We start from the raw sequence: 18270 nt of genomic DNA, 5'->3' as shown, positions 1-18270 counted from the left end.
TATGGCAAAAAAAGAAGAGATGTACTCCTATATCCTGAAGCATGTCGGCTCTGGCCAGTTAGATAAAAACATTGCCGCCCACCTCATTCATTATTTGCGACAGGATCAGCAGAAGGAAGTAGAAAAAGATATTGCCATTGTGGGAATCGCGTCTCGGTTAGGCCATGCTGACAATGTTTCCGGGATGGAAAAGCTTCTCCACTTGGGCATAGACTCCATCCAGGATATTCCGGCAAACCGGAGAGAAAATGCCGCCCTTTTTCTCCCGATGCTTCAGGTTGAAAAAGAAAAAGCACGTTTTGACCGCGTGGGATATTTGTCAGAGATTGATCAATTTGATCCTGGTTTTTTCCAGATATCCCCACGAGAAGCCAGCTTAATGGACCCGAATCAACGCTTGTTTTTGCAATTGGCTTGGGAAGCAATCGAAGAAGCTGGCTACGGAGGCTTGAAGTTAGCAGGAAGCAAGACAGGTGTATTTATTGGCTATAGCACGGATTTTGGTGAAGTGTATAAGAGGGGGATTCAGCTCCTAGCACCGGAAGCTATGGGCATCGCTATTCCTGGCAATATCCAATCCATTATCGCCAGCCGGATTTCTTACCTGTTGGATTTGAAGGGGCCAGCCATCGCCATCGACACGGCGTGCTCTTCCTCTCTTGTCGCGATTCATTTTGCTTGCCGCCAACTCATCGAAGGGTCTTGTGACTTGGCGTTGGCAGGGGGAATCAAGCTGAATCTGTTCCCGCTGAAAAGCCACGAGCATGTAAAAATCGGAATTGAATCATCTGACGAGAGAACCAAAACATTCGATGAGAGCTCCAATGGAACCGGAAAAGGCGAGGGAATGGGTGTCGTTTTACTAAAGCCGCTGAAAAAAGCTTTAGAGGACCGGGACCATATACATGCCATCATCAAAGGCAGCGCAATCAACCAGGACGGCAATTCGATCGGCATCACCGCCCCCAATTCCCAAGCGCAGGAGGAAGTCATCTGCCAGGCATGGGAAGATGCTGGAATCGACCCTGAGAACATCACCTATATCGAAGCTCATGGAACGGGAACGAGGCTAGGCGATCCGATCGAAATAGAGGGAATTACACGTGCTTTTTCCCGCTATACAAAGAAAAAACAGTTTTGCGCCATCGGTTCCATTAAGACCAATATTGGTCATCTCGATCATGCGGCCGGGATTGCCGGTTTAGTAAAAGTCATCTATTCCATGAAAAGCCAAAAGCTGTTCCCTTCTCTCCATTTTAAAAAGCCGAATAAAAATATAGATTTTAGCTCGTCGGCTGTCTATGTGAACGACCAGCTACGAGAGTGGACGCCTTCTGGAGGACCCCGAACGGCTGGCATCAGTTCATTCGGATTAAGCGGGACCAATTGCCACATGGTATTGCAAGAGGCCCCGCCCGCACCTTTTAAGCAAAAAAACGGAGCGTCACTCTATTTGCTACCGTTATCTGCCAAGGAAGAACAGGTGCTAACGAGGCTAGTTGCGGAATATACCGCTTATTTATACCAAAACCATCAAGTTGATCTAGAGGACCTTTGCTACACGGCGAGCACGGGACGCGGTCATTACAGCCACCGATTGGCGATCATTTTTACAGATCACAACGATCTGATCCGTAAATTGGAGCATCTGAAAAGACACGGCCTTGCATCGGGGGAGCAGGTGTTGTACCAGGTTCATGAAGGGGAGAGTGGCAACGTTACAGCAGCGGTTCACGACGCTTCAGATAAAGATTTGTCTTCCTATCTGTCCTTGGGTGAGCTATACGTAGCGGGGGCCGCAATCCATTGGGAGCGTTTATTTGACGGGGCTTCGTGCAACCGATTAAGTTTGCCGGTTTATCCGTTTCAGAAAATTCGTTGCTGGATTAATCAGGAGGATTATGCGGATAACAAGCTACTAAGCTCACCGAAGTCCCAGCATCCACTACTCACAAGTTTGAGTGAAAATACTTCTGATCAAGTTACTTATGTAGTCGGATTGTCAGTCAAAGATGACTGGGTCCTGAATGAGCACATGGTCGGAAACGAATATGTCTTGCCTGGCACGGCGTACATCGAGATGCTGCTAGAGGTAGGAAGACAACAAGGCGAGTTCACTGTCATCAAGGACCTTGCTTTTTTGCAGCCTTTTTCACTTCAACAATCTGAGAGTCATGAACTGAAAATCACGATGAAAAAAGAAGGCGACGAAAATCACTTCTCTATCGCTAGCAAGGATCAAACAGATGGCTCCTGGCGCCAGCATGCGGAAGGAAAACTGTGCCGCTCGACGCGTGAGCAAAAGCGCTTAGACCTGTCTGCTCTGCAAAGGACGTTCCATGCGGCTCCCAGCACAACCGATGTGGAATCGAGCGGGGGCTATATTACGACAGGAGCACGCTGGAACAACATGAAGGAGCTGCAAACGGGCGAGACGGAATGTCTAGTTTCCATTCAACTCGCAGATTCCTATCGCGAAGAAACGGCTCATTTCCACTATCATCCGGCCATGCTGGACAATGCCGCCAATATTGCGATACGGAGCATCGATGCTCATTTGTATCTGCCTTTTTACTATCAGGAGATTCGGGTCTATGCCCCTATACCACCTGACATTTACAGCTATGTGAAAAGGCGAGCACAAGGGGAAGGAAACCAAACGGCAACATTTGACATCGACATATTGAATCCCGATGGCGAGGTGCTCGTTGAAATCGAAGGGTATACCATTAAGCAGGTAAATGCCCAGATGACTACAGCGAGCTATTACGAAAAGGATTGGATTTGCAAGGAAGCCCCAACCCCATCCGATGAAAAGCAGCAAGCCGCTTCTGGCGAGACAGTGGCAGTGTTTAGAGGAAAAGGAGAGCTTGCCGAGCGGCTTCGGAAGTGTCTGAGCAATGTTTATGAAGAAATCGTTGAAGTCGCCTACGGGGATGCAATTGGCCAAGTCAAGGATCGTGAGGACTATCACCGCTTGTGGTCGCAATGGCAGGCGAAAAAAATAAAAAAAGTCATCCATTTCATGAGCATGTCGGACACGGAGATTCAGGATATAGGGGGACTCAACGAAGCGGAAGAAAGGGGCTTTTACAGTCTGTATTACTTGCTTGACAGTCTCTTTGTTCATTCTTCTGGTGAAGAGCTGGAAATCATCCTCGTGTGCGATCATGGCAATCGTGTTACGGGGGACGAAACGACCCTCCGTCCCGAACATGGGTGCTTGCTGGGCCTTGGTAAAGTAGGGCGAGAAGAATTCCCTCATGTCCGTATCCGTTTTATCGATATCGATGCATATACCGATCCAAATTTGATCGTCGAAGAGTTTGCTGTAGCAGATGCGCCGTATCAAGTAGCCTACCGCAACAACAAGCGATATGTGGAACGATTAAAGGAAACGACGCTGGAAGTAACAAGCGAAGAACCCGTTATTAAATCTGACGGTGTGTATATGATTACTGGCGGGACCGGGGGATTAGGCCTGGAAATCGGCAAGCAGCTCAGCCGTCTAAATCAGGTAAACATCCACCTGATCAGCCGACAAGGATTGCCAGTCCGAGAGATGTGGGAGGACATCGTAACCCACGGAGGAGAGCAAAGACAAATTGAGCAGATTGCTGCCATCCGCGAAATGGAGAGTAACGGCGCGAGTGTTCAGATTCATGCAGCAGATATCAGTCAAGAGAGTCAGATGCGCCAAGTGATCGAAAAAATCCGCTCTGATTCTGGAGCTATCCACGGAGTGATCCATTGTGCGGGAGTGGCGGGAGAAGGACTGCTCGTTCGCAAGCCAGAAAGCCGCATCCGGGAAGTCATGGCGGCCAAAGTGAGAGGCACATGGATATTGGATCAGCTTACAGAAGATGACGACCTTGATTTCTTTGTGATGTTTTCCAGCATGAACACGGTGACAGGCGGCGCTGGACAGAGCGATTATGTGGCGGCAAACAGTTACTTGGACATGTATGCAGCCTCCATGCGTCTAAGAGGCAGAAAGTCTCTTACCATCAACTGGCCACTGTGGCGAGACGTTGGAATGGGGAAAGCGTACGAGGTGGACAATCGGCATAGCCCGTTCGAGAGCCTTGCGCCAAGACAGGGAGCAACGATTTTCACAGAGCTTTTGCATGCAGACCAAAATCAGGTGATTGTCGGTCAACTGAAACGCCGACTCACCAAGGAAGCCATTGGACACAGCTTGGGGCATGATTATGTGTTAAGCGACCAGTTAGCGAGCTTTTTACGAACGCAGTTGGAATCTCCGCAAGAGGAAAAAGCGGATCGTCCTGCTCAGAAAGAACATCTACACATCTTGGATAAAGATGAATCTGCCTTGTCCGCTACAGAAAGAGAAGTCGCCATGATTTGGGCACAAGTTCTCGGTGTCAAAGAAATTCGCCTTTCTGCCAAATTTAATAGTCTGGGAGGCAATTCTATCCTGGCTGTCTATCTATTCAGGCTCTTGGAAGAAAAATACGGACCGATCTTGAATATCTCAGATGTGTTCACCTATTCAACGATCTCGGAAATGGCGGATTACATAGAGAAAAAGCACCAGCAACTCAATGGCAGCACTGTCAGTGCAGCAACGACACTGGATTTGTTGCAGCGATTAGCCAGTCAAGAAATATCCGTGCACGAAGCACTTGATGCCTACAAAAATAAGGGAGGAGGTGTGTAATGACGGCAGTAGAAAAACTTATTTTTGAACTAGTCGCTACCAAAAAAATGAATCCGACAGATGCAGCAACGCTATTGGAGCAGTGTCAGAAGCTTACAGAGCCGATGATCGACAAAGAAATTGCCATTGTCGGCATGGCAGGCAAATTTCCGAAAGGAGAGGACCTGGCTCACTTTTGGGAGCAACTGAAGCATCAGCAAAATTGCATCGATGAGTTTCCCGATTCACGCGTTCGGGATTGTATCGATGAACGTCTATTGGGGCAAGCGGAAAAAAATCAATGGTTCTTTAAGGGCGGGTATCTGGATCGCATTGATCAGTTTGACCCTGCTTTTTTCCAAATCTCTCCTGTCGAAGCAAAATTCATGGACCCGATGCAAAGGTTGATGTTGGAAACTTCCTATCAAGCCCTGGAAGACGCAGGGTACTATTACAAAGACATCAGCGGAACGAATACTGGTGTATATATCGGTACGGATCATACCTGGGGACAATGGTATCGAGACAATGCGGCGGAAAAAGATCCTTTGTTGCTATCTGGCACGTGGTCAGCCATTCTGTCTAGTCGAATTTCCTATTGGTTTAATTTAAAGGGTCCAAGCCTTGTCATCGATACTTCATGCTCGTCCGGACTGGTTGCCGTCCATGAAGCGTGCCGAGCCATTCTATCGGGCGTTTGCGACATGGCGATCGCAGGTGGGATTCACATTAATTACAGCCCAATCAAAAATCCGATGCTTGGTCTAGTCGAGTCGGAAGATTATCTGATCCGCACATTTGACAAACAGGCGAATGGAACAGTTTGGGGAGAAGGGGTGGGTGCCGTCATCCTCAAGCCTCTTCAGCATGCAATTCGGGATCGAGACCAAATCTACGGCGTGATTAAGGGAAGCGCAGTAAACAATGATGGAACATCAGACGGGATCACGGCACCGAATGCTCGTGCGCAGGAAGAAGTCATTTGTCGAGCATGGCAGGAGGCGGGCATCGATGCCGAAGCGATTACCTACATCGAAGCGCATGGAACAGGAACCCAATTGGGAGATTCGATTGAGATTGATGGTCTTGTCAAAGCTTTTTCCCGCTATACAAAGAAAAAGCAGTTTTGTGCCATTGGAACGGTTAAGACGAACATCGGACATACGGTCGGCGCATCAGGGCTAGCATCCTTGCTAAAAGTGTTGCTGGCTATGCGCCACCGCAAAATTCCGGCGAGCATCAACTTTCTGGAGGCGAATCCTTTTATTGATTTCTTTGCTTCACCCGTCTATGTGAATGATCGTCTCCGGGATTGGACAACTTCGGGGGGACCGCGAATCGCGGGTATCAGTTCATTTGGCTTTAGCGGAACCAATTGTCACATGGTAGTAGGGGAGGCTCCAGAAGTTCAGCTATACACGAAAAAGGACGAGCCCTCTCTCTATTTGCTTCCGCTATCTGGAAAAGATGAGCAGGTACTATCCAAACTGGTGGCAGACTATGTCGCTTATTTATACAGGAACAAGCAAATTGATTTGCAGGACCTGTGCTACACAGCGAGCACGGGACGCGGCCATTACAACCATCGATTGATGATCATCTTCACAGGTTACGACGATCTGCTCAGCAAGCTGGAATATCTGAAGAGACATGGTCTTGCCTCTGGTGAGCAGGTATTGTACCAGATTCACGAAGTGGTTGTCAGCAGAGGATCATCTGCCGATCATCCGCACGAGCTGAAGAAGAAATGGACAGAACGAGAAAAGCAAGAGCTGTCCTTGCAAGCTAGAGACTTGCTCACTTCTAAGGCTACCCGGGGAAAAGAAATGTCCTTCTATCTCTCTTTGGGTGAGCTATATGTTTTGGGAGCGGCTATTGAATGGAAGCGATTATACGACCCGTCCATGTGCAATCGACTAAGTCTCCCCGTCTATCCGTTTCATAAAACTCGTTGCTGGGTAGAAAGCAGCAATCAAGGATATCGACAGACCGCTCCACAAACGTTAGGACACCCCCTGCTTCGCGGATATACTTGCGACACTATCGAGCAGACGGTGTATACGACAGCCTTTTCCGTTACAACAGACTGGGTCTTCCACGAGCACATGGTGGGTAGCGAGTATGTCTTGCCCGGCACAGCGTATATTGAGATGCTGCTCGAAGTTGGCAGACAACAAGGCGGTCTCACTGTCATCAAGGACCTCGCCTTTTTGCAGCCCTTTTCGCTTCAGGAAGAGGAGAGCCATGAACTGCAAATCACGGTAAAAAAAGAGGGCGACGAAAATCACTTCTATATCGCCAGTAAGGATCAGGCAGATGGCTCCTGGCGCAAGCATGCGGAGGGTAAACTGTGCCGTTCCACGCAGGAGCAAAAACGCGTAGACCTGCTGGCCTTGCAAAGTACGTTTGCTTCCAACACAACTGACCTGCAGCCGAGCGGTGGCTTTATTACGACAGGACCACACTGGAACAATATCAAAGGACTTCGAATAGGAGCCACGGAATGTTTGGTTGCGATCCAACTCGCAGATGCCTATCGTGAAGAAACGGCTCACTACCACTATCATCCAGCTATGATGGACAATGCAGTCAATATCGCGATACGCAGCATGGATGACCTTCTGTATCTGCCTTTTTACTATCAGGAGATTCGGGTTCACGCCCCTATCCCTCCTGCTATTTACAGTTATGTAAAAAGGCGCGCGCAAGGCGAAGGAAACCAAACAGCAACTTTTGACATCGATATTTTGAATGCCGATGGAGAGGTACTCGCTGAAATTGTTGGATATACCATCAAGCAGGTAAATGGCCAGATAACCAGGGCGAGCTATTACGAAAAGGATTGGATTCTCCAGGAGGCACCATCTTCCTCCCGTGAAAAGCAGCAGACTGTGCTTGACGAGGCCGTGGCAGTGTTCAAAGGGGAGGGAGAGATTGCCGAGCGACTTCAGGAGCATCTACGCGACATTTATGGAGAACTGAGCGAGATCGCTTACACACAAGCCAAGGATCGTGAAGACTATCATTGCTTGTGGCCGCAATGGCAGGCGAAAAAGATTAAGAAAATTATCCATTTGATGAGCATGACGGAAACGGAGATTCAGGATGTTGACGGACTCAGCAAGGCGGAGGAAAGAGGTTTTTCCAGTCTGTATTACTTGCTAGACAGTCTCTTTGCTCATTCTGCTAGTGAAGAGTTAGAAATCATCCTCGTGTGCGATCAGGGCAACCGAGTAACGGGAGACGAGATGCCCCTGCACCCAGAGCATGGGTGCTTGCTGGGCCTTGGCAAAGTAGCACGAGAAGAATTCCCTCATGTACGTATCCGGTTCATTGATATCGATGCTTATACCGATCCGAAATTGATTATCGAAGAATTTGCGGTCACAGATGCCCCGTACCAAGTTGCCTATCGCAACAACAAGCGGTATGTGGAGCGATTAAAGGAAACGACGTTGGCAGCCACAGGCGAGAAGCCAATTGTCAAAGCAGGCGGCGTATATGTGATTACGGGTGGGACCGGAGGATTGGGTTTGGAAATCGGCAAACAGATTAGTCGTTTGAGTCCTGCGAAAATCCACCTGATCAGTCGGCAAGGATTGCCTGTGCGAGACATGTGGGCAGACATCGTATCTAAGGGGGAAGATCAGAGAAGGATCCAACAGATCGCCTCTATCCACGAGATGGAGAAAAACGGCGCGATCGTGCAGATTCATTCAGCAGATATTAGCCAAGAGGACCAGATGCGTCAAGTGATTGAGAAAATTCGCAAAGAGTTCGGAGCCATCCATGGCGTGATCCATTGTGCAGGGGTAGCAGGGGAAGGATTGCTCGTGCGCAAGCCAGAGAGCCGCATCCGGGACGTTATGGCAGCGAAGGTGAGGGGCACCTGGATATTGGAGCGAATCACACGGGAAGACAATCTCGATTTTTTTGTGATGTTTTCCAGCATGCATACGCTGACTGGCGGTATCGGTCAAAGTGATTACGTGGCGGCGAACAGTTACATGGATCTGTATGCGGCCTATATGCGTCAAACAGGGAGAAAAGCGCTTACCATCAATTGGCCTCTGTGGCGGGATGTTGGAATGGGTCAAGCGTACGATACAGACAATCAGTACAACCTTTTCGAGAGCATCTCGCCAAGTCAGGGAGCGGCGATCTTCACAGAGCTTTTGGAAGCAGACCTTTGCCAGGTCATCGTCGGTCAATTGAAGCCAAAACTCTCAAAGGAAACGATTGGACACAGCTTGGCAAAAGATTATGTGCTGGCGGAGAGTATCGAGAAGGCAATCGATCGCGCACTTGGCAGTAGTATCACACTCGAACACTCGTCTATCCGAGAAACGGCGATCATAAAAGAAGCTGATCATCAGGGGATAACGAAGTGGGATCAGGAAATCGCGCTCATCTTGGCAAAAGTGCTCGGTCTTGAGGAGATCAGCATCTTTGCCAACTTCGAAGATTTGGGCGGAAATTCACTGCTTGCGGTCAGGCTCCAAAAGGAATTGGATGCAGCCTATCCTGGTGTGTTTATGATCTCCGATATTTTCTCCTATCCGACCGTACATGATATGGCTGGCTATCTTGAGAGAAAACGAGCTACTCCGGTAAAACGGAACATGACGATTGAACAAATCATGAATGATTTGGAGCAAGGAAAAATAACAGCGGACGAAGCGGACCAGTTCATCAGAGAGATGAGTGAGCCGGTCTAGGATAAGCGTGGAGGTGTAGATCGTTGGAAGCGTTTTCGCTCCCGGTGGAGCCCTTTAATGGAACATGGATAAATTGCGTCAATAACAATTTGATCTCGATCCTGATGAATCACGATAAAAATTTTGAGTTTACCCCATGCTTAGCAGAAACAAAGTATCAGTTACATTCGCTGGAAGAAGACGATAGGGATAAAGCGACGGAAAACAAAAGTCAAGCACAAGAAGAAGGAATGCTGCTGCTAGATGTTGTTCGCGTGTTAGATCTTTCTTCCGTTTTGGATTTCCAAACCTATTCCTTCGCAAAAGAAGAAAGTGGTCATCCCGCCATCAAGGAATTTTTACGAAACGGCTACTATGTATTTGTGGATTTGGACCGCTTTTATTATCCCTCCGGTGTAGACTCGGAAAAACAGCATATCGTTCACCCTGCTTTTCTTTATGGTTACAACGAAGAGACGAAATCATATCTTTTGATCGAGGATTGCATGCAGCCAAGTAAAATGGAGAAATACATGCTTCCCTACGATTGTTTTGATCGGGCCTTTGCATCTGCACAGGCCCCGTCTCTCTTAGCGACGCGAATCAAAGAGCAAGAAGAGCAACAATTTTTTTCCAGATGTACAAAAGAGCTGATAAAAGGGAATCTCCATTCTCTCCTTCTGGAAGAACGCACCCAAATCAAGGGGATACATTCGGAAAATTCACCAATCTATACAGAGTATGGACTGTCAGCCATCAAGCGATTTGCAGATAGCATCGATCAAAGATTGCTAGGGATATCCCTTCCGAATTTTCAGCGTAAGGCCGTGGCGATCAAAAATCCGTATTTCTTTCGGAAATCTACCATTCATTTGCCTCTGATTCTGTATAAAAATGACTGGGTGAATGAGACTGCATTCGACCGGTTGACCAGCGAATATAAAAAACTGTGTCATGATTGGGAACTATATGGAAACACGCTCATTAAACTATATTACAAGTCCAGTTACAGTAGGGGTGCCAACCAATCGCACCAGAGCGAAATGGAGTCATTACGAGAACTACTTATGGGTATGTGCGAAAAAGAAAAAAGGGTGACTTCCTTCACGCTTGAACTGTTGACATAATCCATAGTACCAAGTAGAGATATGGTAAAATTTGATAAAAATGAAAAAACGTGAAGGGTAAATGTTTCCTAGAACCGAATGAGTCAAGAGCAGGAACATACGACAAATGAAAAGGATGAATGCTTTGGCCCAAAAGAGTCAGATTTCCATAGGGATTATTGGAGCGGGTTGGATCGCAGAATACGCACATCTCCCCAGCTTTATGTCGATGGATAACGTGTCAGTTCAAGCGATTTACGATACAGATGCAACTCGCGCTGGCCGTTTGGCGAAACAAACAGGCGCAATGGCGTGTTCCAGTCTTAGTGAGATCGGACAAGTTCCTTTGGATGCGGTGATTTTATGTACCCCCAATCATACTCATTTCGAATTGACGAAATTTTTCTTGGATAGAGGAATCCATGTCTTATGTGAAAAGCCGATGACGACGACAGCAGAAGACGCTGTAGCTCTGCGCCACATTGCACAGGGAACCGGAACTGTTTTGTTGATGGGGTTCGTGAATCGTTACCGTGACGATATTCAAGAGTTGCGGTCAAGAATTCGGTCTGGACAGATCGGCAAGATTCAAATCTGTGAAGTCAGTTGGCGTCGAAAGAAAGGAATACCCCGTCCAGGTAGCTGGTTTACCCAAAAACAACTTTCCGGAGGCGGGGTCCTTATTGATCTGGGCAGCCATATGATTGACCAGTTGCTTTATTTGACAGAAGCCGATGAGCCAGTTGCTTGCCTGGCGAGTATTTATTCTCGCCCTGTTTCCACTCAGGAGGGGTATAGCAATTGGCTGGGCAGTTTTGAATCAGAAAAGGTTGAGGTGGAAGATACTGCAGTAGGCATGATTCAGTTTGCCAACGGCGTGCTCGGCAAGCTTCATGTAAGTTGGCAAGATGATGTAGACGGGGATTTTGTGGAGATTCATCTGAAAGGCGAGCGGGGAAGCCTGACTTTACGCACCCTGTTCGGCTTTAGCGATCAGGGATTGTACAAGCAGCCCCATCTGCTGTTCACTCAAGCTGGTCAAGAAGCGCAGTATATACCTTTCCCTACGAAACCAGATCCGCTCCTTGCTTTTAAGCGCCAAGCTGATCATCTTGTGGCGTGTATCAGAGAAAAAAGTCAACCAGGCATCTCGGTAAGGGACGGGGAAAAAGTCGTTCAGCTCATCCAGCTTCTCTATCAATCTGCTCGTAAAGGACTTGTTGTCACATGAGAGAATGCCTCGTTACGATTGATCTTGGAGGCTCCACAGTAAGAATGGCTCTTGTTGATCTCGAGAGTGCAACGATGATGGAATCCATGAGGATCGATTTGGATAAGGACACGGGTCCGCTTCAAGCGATTTCGCAAATGGCTGGTGTAATCAGTAATTGGGAAGAGCTGGCGCAAAGAGAAATCCGCGGTATTGTAGCTGGACTCGCTGCGTTGCATGATGCCTCAGGAACGATTGTCACCTGGCCGAATCGTCCCGAATGGAATGGCTTTGCTTTTCGTGATACGTTCGCAGCCTTGGTGGGCAAGCCTATCGTGCTGTTTGATGATGCCAATCTTGGAGCCTTGGGAGAATACGCATTTGGACTCGATCACTCGGTTCAACAACTCCTGTATGTAGTAGTTGGGACCGGAATCGGCAGCTCGCTGGTCTTACAGGGAAATTTGTATACGGGGGCAAGAGGAGCAAGCGGCGAGTTGGGCCATATAACGGTTGATCCTTGGGGAGAGCGCTGTCCTTGCGGAGGTATCGGCTGCTTGCAAATGCACGCATCTGGCAGAGCGATTGAACGAACAGCTCAATCCAAAGGACTGTCTATTACGAGAGCGAGCGAAGTGTTTCATTTAGCCTCTCAAGGAAATGAAACTGCCCAGTGGATTGTAACCGATTCCCTTCGAATGCTGGCTATTGGTATTGCAAACGCTATACGTCTCTTTGACCCCGAAGTGGTGGTCGTGGGAGGCGGCATGGCTAGCAGATTCCCTGACCATTATCGATCCCTTGAGAAACACATTCAAGATTTCCTGGGGACTCTGCCGCAACGGAATGTCAGCGTAAAACTTTCCGCCCTGGGAGAGGATGCGGCGCTTTGGGGCGGTATTGCTTACGGTTTACGAATGTTTGGAAAAATCGAAGAATTGGAAGGTGTTCGCAAATGAGTAACCTGACAGAAAGATTCCCAAGCTGGCCGATGGCGAATGAAAGCGAAGAAAAAGAATTGTTGGAAGCCTTACGCAGTCATCAGTGGTGGCGCATGTCTGGCACTAAAGTAAAAGAATTTGAACGAGTATTCGCCGAGATGCATCAAACGAAGCATGCTTTGGCCGTTACAAACGGTACACACGCGATCCAGTTGCTTATGTCGAGCTTGGGAGTAAAACCGGGGGATGAAGTGATTGTTCCCGCCTTTACCTTTATCTCGACCGCATTGCCTGTAATGAGCCTTGGGGCAATTCCTGTCCCCGTGGACGTCGATCCCGGTACTTTCTGCCTCGATCCCGAAAAAGTTCGGGAAGCTGTGACTAGTCGTACAGTAGGGATGATTCCGGTGCATATGGCAGGACATATGTGCGATATGGACCTACTCCAGCAGATTGCTGATGAGTTTCACCTGTTTATTATCGAAGACGCTTGCCATGCACACGGTGGAGAATGGAAGGGAAAACGAGCAGGTAGCATAGGAGATGCTGGGGTTTTCAGCTTTCAGCAGTTTAAATTGATGACGGCAGGGGAAGGCGGCGCGCTGACCACCAAGTCACAGGATCTGTATGAACAGGCTTTTCTGTATCACAATGTCGGCCGACCTTTTGGAGATAAGAAATATCAGCACCTTGTCGAAGGCTCCAATTATCGGCTTTCAGAGTTCCAAGCAGCTGTCTTGTTGCCGCAAACCTCCCGTCTCACTGAACAAAACGAGCTTCGCGAGCGCAATGCTCACATTCTTGATGAGGAAATGAAAAAGATCGAAGGAATCATTCCGCAAAGCCGTCAAGAAGAGTGTACGATTCATACGCACTACATGTACATGTTCTACTACAATCCTCTAAAATTCGGCGGGATCCAGAGAGAGCGGTTTGTTGAAATGCTGAACGAGCAAGGCATTCCAGCCTTTATTGCATATACGCAGATTCACGATACGCCAATCTTCAAAGAATTCGTCGCCAGTCTGGGGGATACCTATACTTTCCCTAATCAGTTGAACTGCCCTGTTTCTAAAAAAGTAGCGGAAGAAGTGATCTGGATTCATCATCGCGCACTGTTGGGTGATGCAGAATCAGTAAAGGGTATCGCCCAAACTGTTAAGGAACTGCAAGCCGGCGCAGAAGCAAAGATATCATAGCAGTTGCATTTGCATGCTGTGCCTGATGGGTTGACGATAGCTGATGTGTTGGGAGAACGGGTACCGGAGCTAATGACTCTGGACCCGTTCCTTCTTTATCCAGCTCCAAAAGGAGGAAATGCGGACGATGAACGGAACCACCCAGACAAAGCTTGACGATGTCGAAGAAAAACTAAAAGCGATTTGGATAGATGTTCTTCAACTAAATGACGTAGGCATTCAGGACAATTTTTTCGAAGTGGGTGGACACTCACTAAAAGCGTTGGAGCTTGAGGTCCGAATTGGTGTCGAATTTGATATCGAAATCTCTTTGGAAAATATCTTTAGCTACCTTACGATCAAGGAGTTAGCTGAATATATCCGCAACTCACAGGAAAACAAGTTTGCATTAATAAAACCTGTCCCGGACAGACCTTATTACCCTGTTTCCTGGATACAAAAAAAGATGTACTTAGCTTACTTCGACGGACTTGAGAATGCCGTTCTCGATTTTCGAAAAGTAGCGTATGAAATTGATCCTTATGTGCTTGAGAGGGCTTTTCAATACATAATCAAACGGCATAAATTGCTGCGTACCACGGTTGGGATCAAGGATGATGCCATCGTTCAGTTTGTTCACGATGAATCAGAATCGGATACGTTTCGCCTTTTCTACTGGGAAGCTCCTGGGGAAAAAGAGTTGCAGGAGGAGTTTATTCAAAAGTGCGTGGCAGAAATCAATCAGCCTTACACACTTGACCAGCTTCCACTCTTTCGCGTTGGTCTTGTTCGTTTGCCCGGAGAAGGGAGTTTATTGATTCTTCATTTTCATCATATTATTTTTGATGCGTTTTCCCTGAAACTGGTGTATCACGAGTTGGATTGCATCAGCCAAGGAAGGTTGTTGCCTCAGCTCCATCTGCAATATGCCGATTACTGCGTATGGCAAACCGAACTTGAGCACACGGAAGCCTACGAAGAAAAGAAAGCTTTCTGGCTGGATATGTTTGCCGACGATCTGCCAGTTTTGAATCTCCCGCTAGACCGTCCCCGTAGCAATGGTCTGATAGCTACCTATGGAAACAAAAACTTCTTCCTAGATGAATCGACTGCAAAGGCTATTCAGAGCGTCGCCAAACAGTATCAAGTCACGCCAAGTATTTTGTTGACAGCAATCTATGGGCTCCTTCTTTCCAAATACACCGCTCAAAGTGACATCACCATGGGCATTCTATCGTCGCGCAGATACAGCGGACTCGAGAACAGTATCGGTGTGTTTATTCGAACTGTTCCGATTCGCTTCCAAATTACGACGGAACAAACACTGCCTGAATATTTACAGCAGGTGAAGAAAATCTGGATCAGCGCCCTTGAACATCAGGAATGCGACATCGATGAAATGGAAGAAATCATTTGCCGACAGCATCTTCTCTCCAAGACGGATCATCCCTTGTACCGTGTCTCGATGAACATCCATACCGAAATGGACTCGGTCATGGAATCCATCATTGGAAGGGACGGAGATACGTTGCAGAGTGGAAACAGGCAAGATATTGCCTGCGGAGTCTACTTTCTCGATTCCGGAAAAATCTGCTTGAACATGGAATACAACATGGAATTGTTTGATCCAAGCACAATGCAGCGAATGGGCGAACACTTCATCGGTCTGCTTCAAGCAATCCTGTCGGAACCTGAACGCAGAATAAGGGAGTTTAGCCTGTTGACAGAGGACGAGAAAGACAAAATTTTGCATCACTTCAACAGGAAAATGTCCGATATTTCCACCGAACAAACACTGCAAGCGATCTTCGAACATAAGGTCCAAACATACGCAGACAATATTGCGGTTGTTTGTGCCGATCAATCGCTTACGTATCGGGAACTGAACAAGAAAACCAACCAACTAGCGAGAGTGCTTGTGGAAAGGGGCGTTGGCCCCGGTGTAACGGTAGGCGTAATGCTAGAGAGGTCTGTTGATATGATGGTAGCCCTTCTGGCGATTTTGAAAGCAGGTGGTGCGTACCTGCCGATTAGCCCGGACTATCCCCAAGATCGCGTGCAGTTTATGCTAGAGGACAGCCAGGCCAAGGTCGTGCTTGTCAATCAAGACACTTTGGAAGGCAGCCACCCAAAAGAGAAGATGTACCTAAATGTTCAGAACCCTGCACTGTATGTAGGTGATGATTCCAATCTTGTACCGAGAAGCAGTCCAACTGATCTAGCTTATATTATGTATACTTCTGGTTCCACCGGCACTCCAAAAGGAGTCATGATTGAGCACCGCTCGGTAATGAACAGACTAGACTGGATGCATAAGCAGTTTCTCATTACAGAAGATGACTGCTTTTTGCAGAAGACACCTTTTACCTTCGATGTTTCCGTATGGGAACTCTTTGGATGGTATTTTCAAGGGGCGAGAGTTTGCTTTCTGGAGCCGGGCAAGGAGAAAGATCCCGAAGCCATTCTCGCAACGATTGCTCGTGAGCGAATCACGCTGTTGCACTTTGTTCCATCTATGTTGAGCAGCTTTCTTTCCTACATAGAGCCTCGTATGGAGCGGGAGTCAGAGCGACTGTCCAGTCTTCGCTTCATGTTTGCGAGCGGAGAAGCCCTACTCCCTAATGCAGTCAACACATTCAATCGAATCATTCATGAGCGGAGCGGAACAAGGCTCATCAATCTATACGGTCCGACAGAAACCACCGTAGAAGTCTCTTGGTTTGATTGTTCCGAAGGCTATGGGACACAACCACCGCGAACGATCATTCCGATCGGAAAACCCATTGACAATATCCGTCTGTACATTGTGGACAAGGAAGACACCCTCCAGCCGATGGGCATTCCAGGTGAGCTGATGATTTCAGGGGTTGGAGTGGGGAGAGGTTATTTGAATCAACCTGAGATCACTGCGCAAAAATTTATCAACGATCCGTGGTATCCAGGTAACAGAATGTATCGAAGCGGAGATTTGGTTCGCTGGATGCCGGACGGAGCTATCGAGTATTTGGGCCGAAAGGATGAGCAGGTCAAAATCAGAGGCGTGCGGATTGAATTGGGCGAAATTGAAAATGTGTTACTCGAATTGCCAGAGATTGAGGCAGCCGTTGCGGCCATAACGATAAGCCAAGCAGAAGAGAAGCTGCTGTGCCTTTATTATGTGTCTTCTGATATGTTGGACTCCGATGTGCTGAAGAGCTATCTAACCAGTCGACTGCCACGCTACATGGTACCGGATGCGATTATGGCGTTAGAGGAGATTCCCTTAAACTCCAGTGGAAAAGTAAACAGAAAACGGTTGCCTGCCCCCGTTGTTGAAGTGGATCAAGCAACAGATGGGCTGCCTACTAGCGACGTAGAAATAAAGCTGACAAACATATGTCAAAAGATATTGCGTATCGATCAGCTTGGCATTCGAACAAATCTGTTCTCAGTTGGGGCTAATTCGCTGAAAATCATCTTGATTGCAAGCCAAATTCGCCAAGAGATGAACGTGGACATTCCTGTTAGTCATGTTTACACCCATCCAACAATCGCAGAAATCGCTTCTTACATTCAATTGGAATCTTTGCCTGTCTCGGCTAATGGCGATCATGGCCTCGTTTTAATCAACAAACGATCGACGGAGGCTCCCAATCTCTTTTTGATTCACGACATTAGCGGTAGTATCGACGCTTATTTTGACCTCGTAAACCACCTTGGTGACAGATTTACCTGCTATGGCATTCCAGCAGAAATGAGCAATGGCGAAAGTAGCCAAGATGTCACCATCGAGGGGCTAGCAAAGAAATACCTGGAAAAAATGAAAAAAATCCAAAACGACGGCCCTTACTTTTTAGCTGGTTGGAGTCTAGGTGGCCTATTGGCATTTGAAATCACGAGGCAGCTAGAAGCTGCTGGAGATGAGGTGGAGATACTTGTTCTCATCGATTCTTCCTCACCGCTGCTGCACCAGCATCTCCAAATTCCAGATCCATCGGTTGTAGACTCATTCAGACAGCAGATTACACAAGTGTTGTCTGCTCCTGAACTGATTTCTCAAATGGAGAATGAATCGACGCTATATGGTTTGTATAAAAAGACTGCGCAGTACATGGAAGCGCACAACCTTACGTTTGAAGCATTGGAAATCCTGATGCCCAAAGAGATTCTGCAAGCAATTCCAGCATATGCACAGAGTAGTCAAGTAGACTTTTACCGCTATTTAAATTTGTTCATCGATTTCCAGAATGCCTATGTCCACTATCATCCCCAGCGAAAAGTTTTTGCACAGGCTCATTTGATCAAAGCGAAAGAATCTTCGATAGAAGAAAAGCAATGGAACGCATTTTTTTATAGTCCAGTCATTCTACATGAAATGGAGGGGGATCATTTTTCCATTTTCAGAGATCCTGGCGTTAAAGAGATGGCTTCATTCTTTGAATCTATTTCCCCCAATAAAGGGTGATACGAAGGAAAAAAGATGATCCTCTAATCCTGAT

Annotated in this window: 7 protein-coding genes; all 7 read left to right on the top strand. The window is 47.5% G+C overall.

Annotation, left to right across the window (positions count from 1 at the left end; translation table 11 throughout):
* Position 1: 1 nt before the first annotated feature.
* The 7 genes from ASG16_RS31425 (at position 2) to ASG16_RS27970 (ending at position 18236) form a co-directional block, all read left to right on the top strand.
* The gene (locus tag ASG16_RS31425; RefSeq protein WP_056487435.1) at positions 2 to 4681 is read left to right on the top strand and encodes a type I polyketide synthase; all 4680 of its coding nucleotides are present in this window, start codon (positions 2 to 4) and stop codon (positions 4679 to 4681) included.
* The gene (locus ASG16_RS27995; RefSeq protein ID WP_056487432.1) at positions 4681 to 9378 is read left to right on the top strand and encodes a type I polyketide synthase; all 4698 of its coding nucleotides are present in this window, start codon (positions 4681 to 4683) and stop codon (positions 9376 to 9378) included. The genes ASG16_RS31425 and ASG16_RS27995 overlap by 1 nt, the downstream gene beginning before the upstream one ends.
* Positions 9379 to 9401: 23 nt before the next feature.
* Positions 9402 to 10484: a hypothetical protein gene (locus ASG16_RS27990; RefSeq protein ID WP_056487430.1), complete on the top strand. Its 1083-nt coding sequence runs from the start codon at positions 9402 to 9404 to the stop codon at positions 10482 to 10484.
* 106 nt (positions 10485 to 10590) lie between these two features.
* A complete protein-coding gene (locus tag ASG16_RS27985; protein WP_056487427.1) occupies positions 10591 to 11694 on the top strand; it encodes a Gfo/Idh/MocA family protein in 1104 nt (367 codons plus the stop codon).
* Positions 11691 to 12632 carry an ROK family protein gene (locus tag ASG16_RS27980; RefSeq protein ID WP_056487424.1) on the top strand — a complete coding sequence of 314 codons (942 nt, stop codon included), beginning with the start codon at positions 11691 to 11693 and terminating at the stop codon, positions 12630 to 12632. The genes ASG16_RS27985 and ASG16_RS27980 overlap by 4 nt, the downstream gene beginning before the upstream one ends.
* Positions 12629 to 13813 carry a DegT/DnrJ/EryC1/StrS family aminotransferase gene (locus tag ASG16_RS27975; protein WP_056487422.1) on the top strand — a complete coding sequence of 395 codons (1185 nt, stop codon included), beginning with the start codon at positions 12629 to 12631 and terminating at the stop codon, positions 13811 to 13813. Before ASG16_RS27980 ends, ASG16_RS27975 begins: the two co-directional genes overlap by 4 nt.
* Positions 13814 to 13940: 127 nt before the next feature.
* On the top strand, positions 13941 to 18236 hold the full coding sequence (locus ASG16_RS27970) for a non-ribosomal peptide synthetase (protein ID WP_056487419.1): 4296 nt from the start codon (positions 13941 to 13943) through the stop codon (positions 18234 to 18236).
* The last annotated feature ends 34 nt before the right edge of the window (positions 18237 to 18270 follow it).

Source organism: Brevibacillus sp. Leaf182 (assembly GCF_001423865.2).
Classification (GTDB): domain Bacteria; phylum Bacillota; class Bacilli; order Brevibacillales; family Brevibacillaceae; genus Brevibacillus; species Brevibacillus brevis_C.
This window is presented reverse-complemented; position numbering and strand designations above follow the sequence as displayed.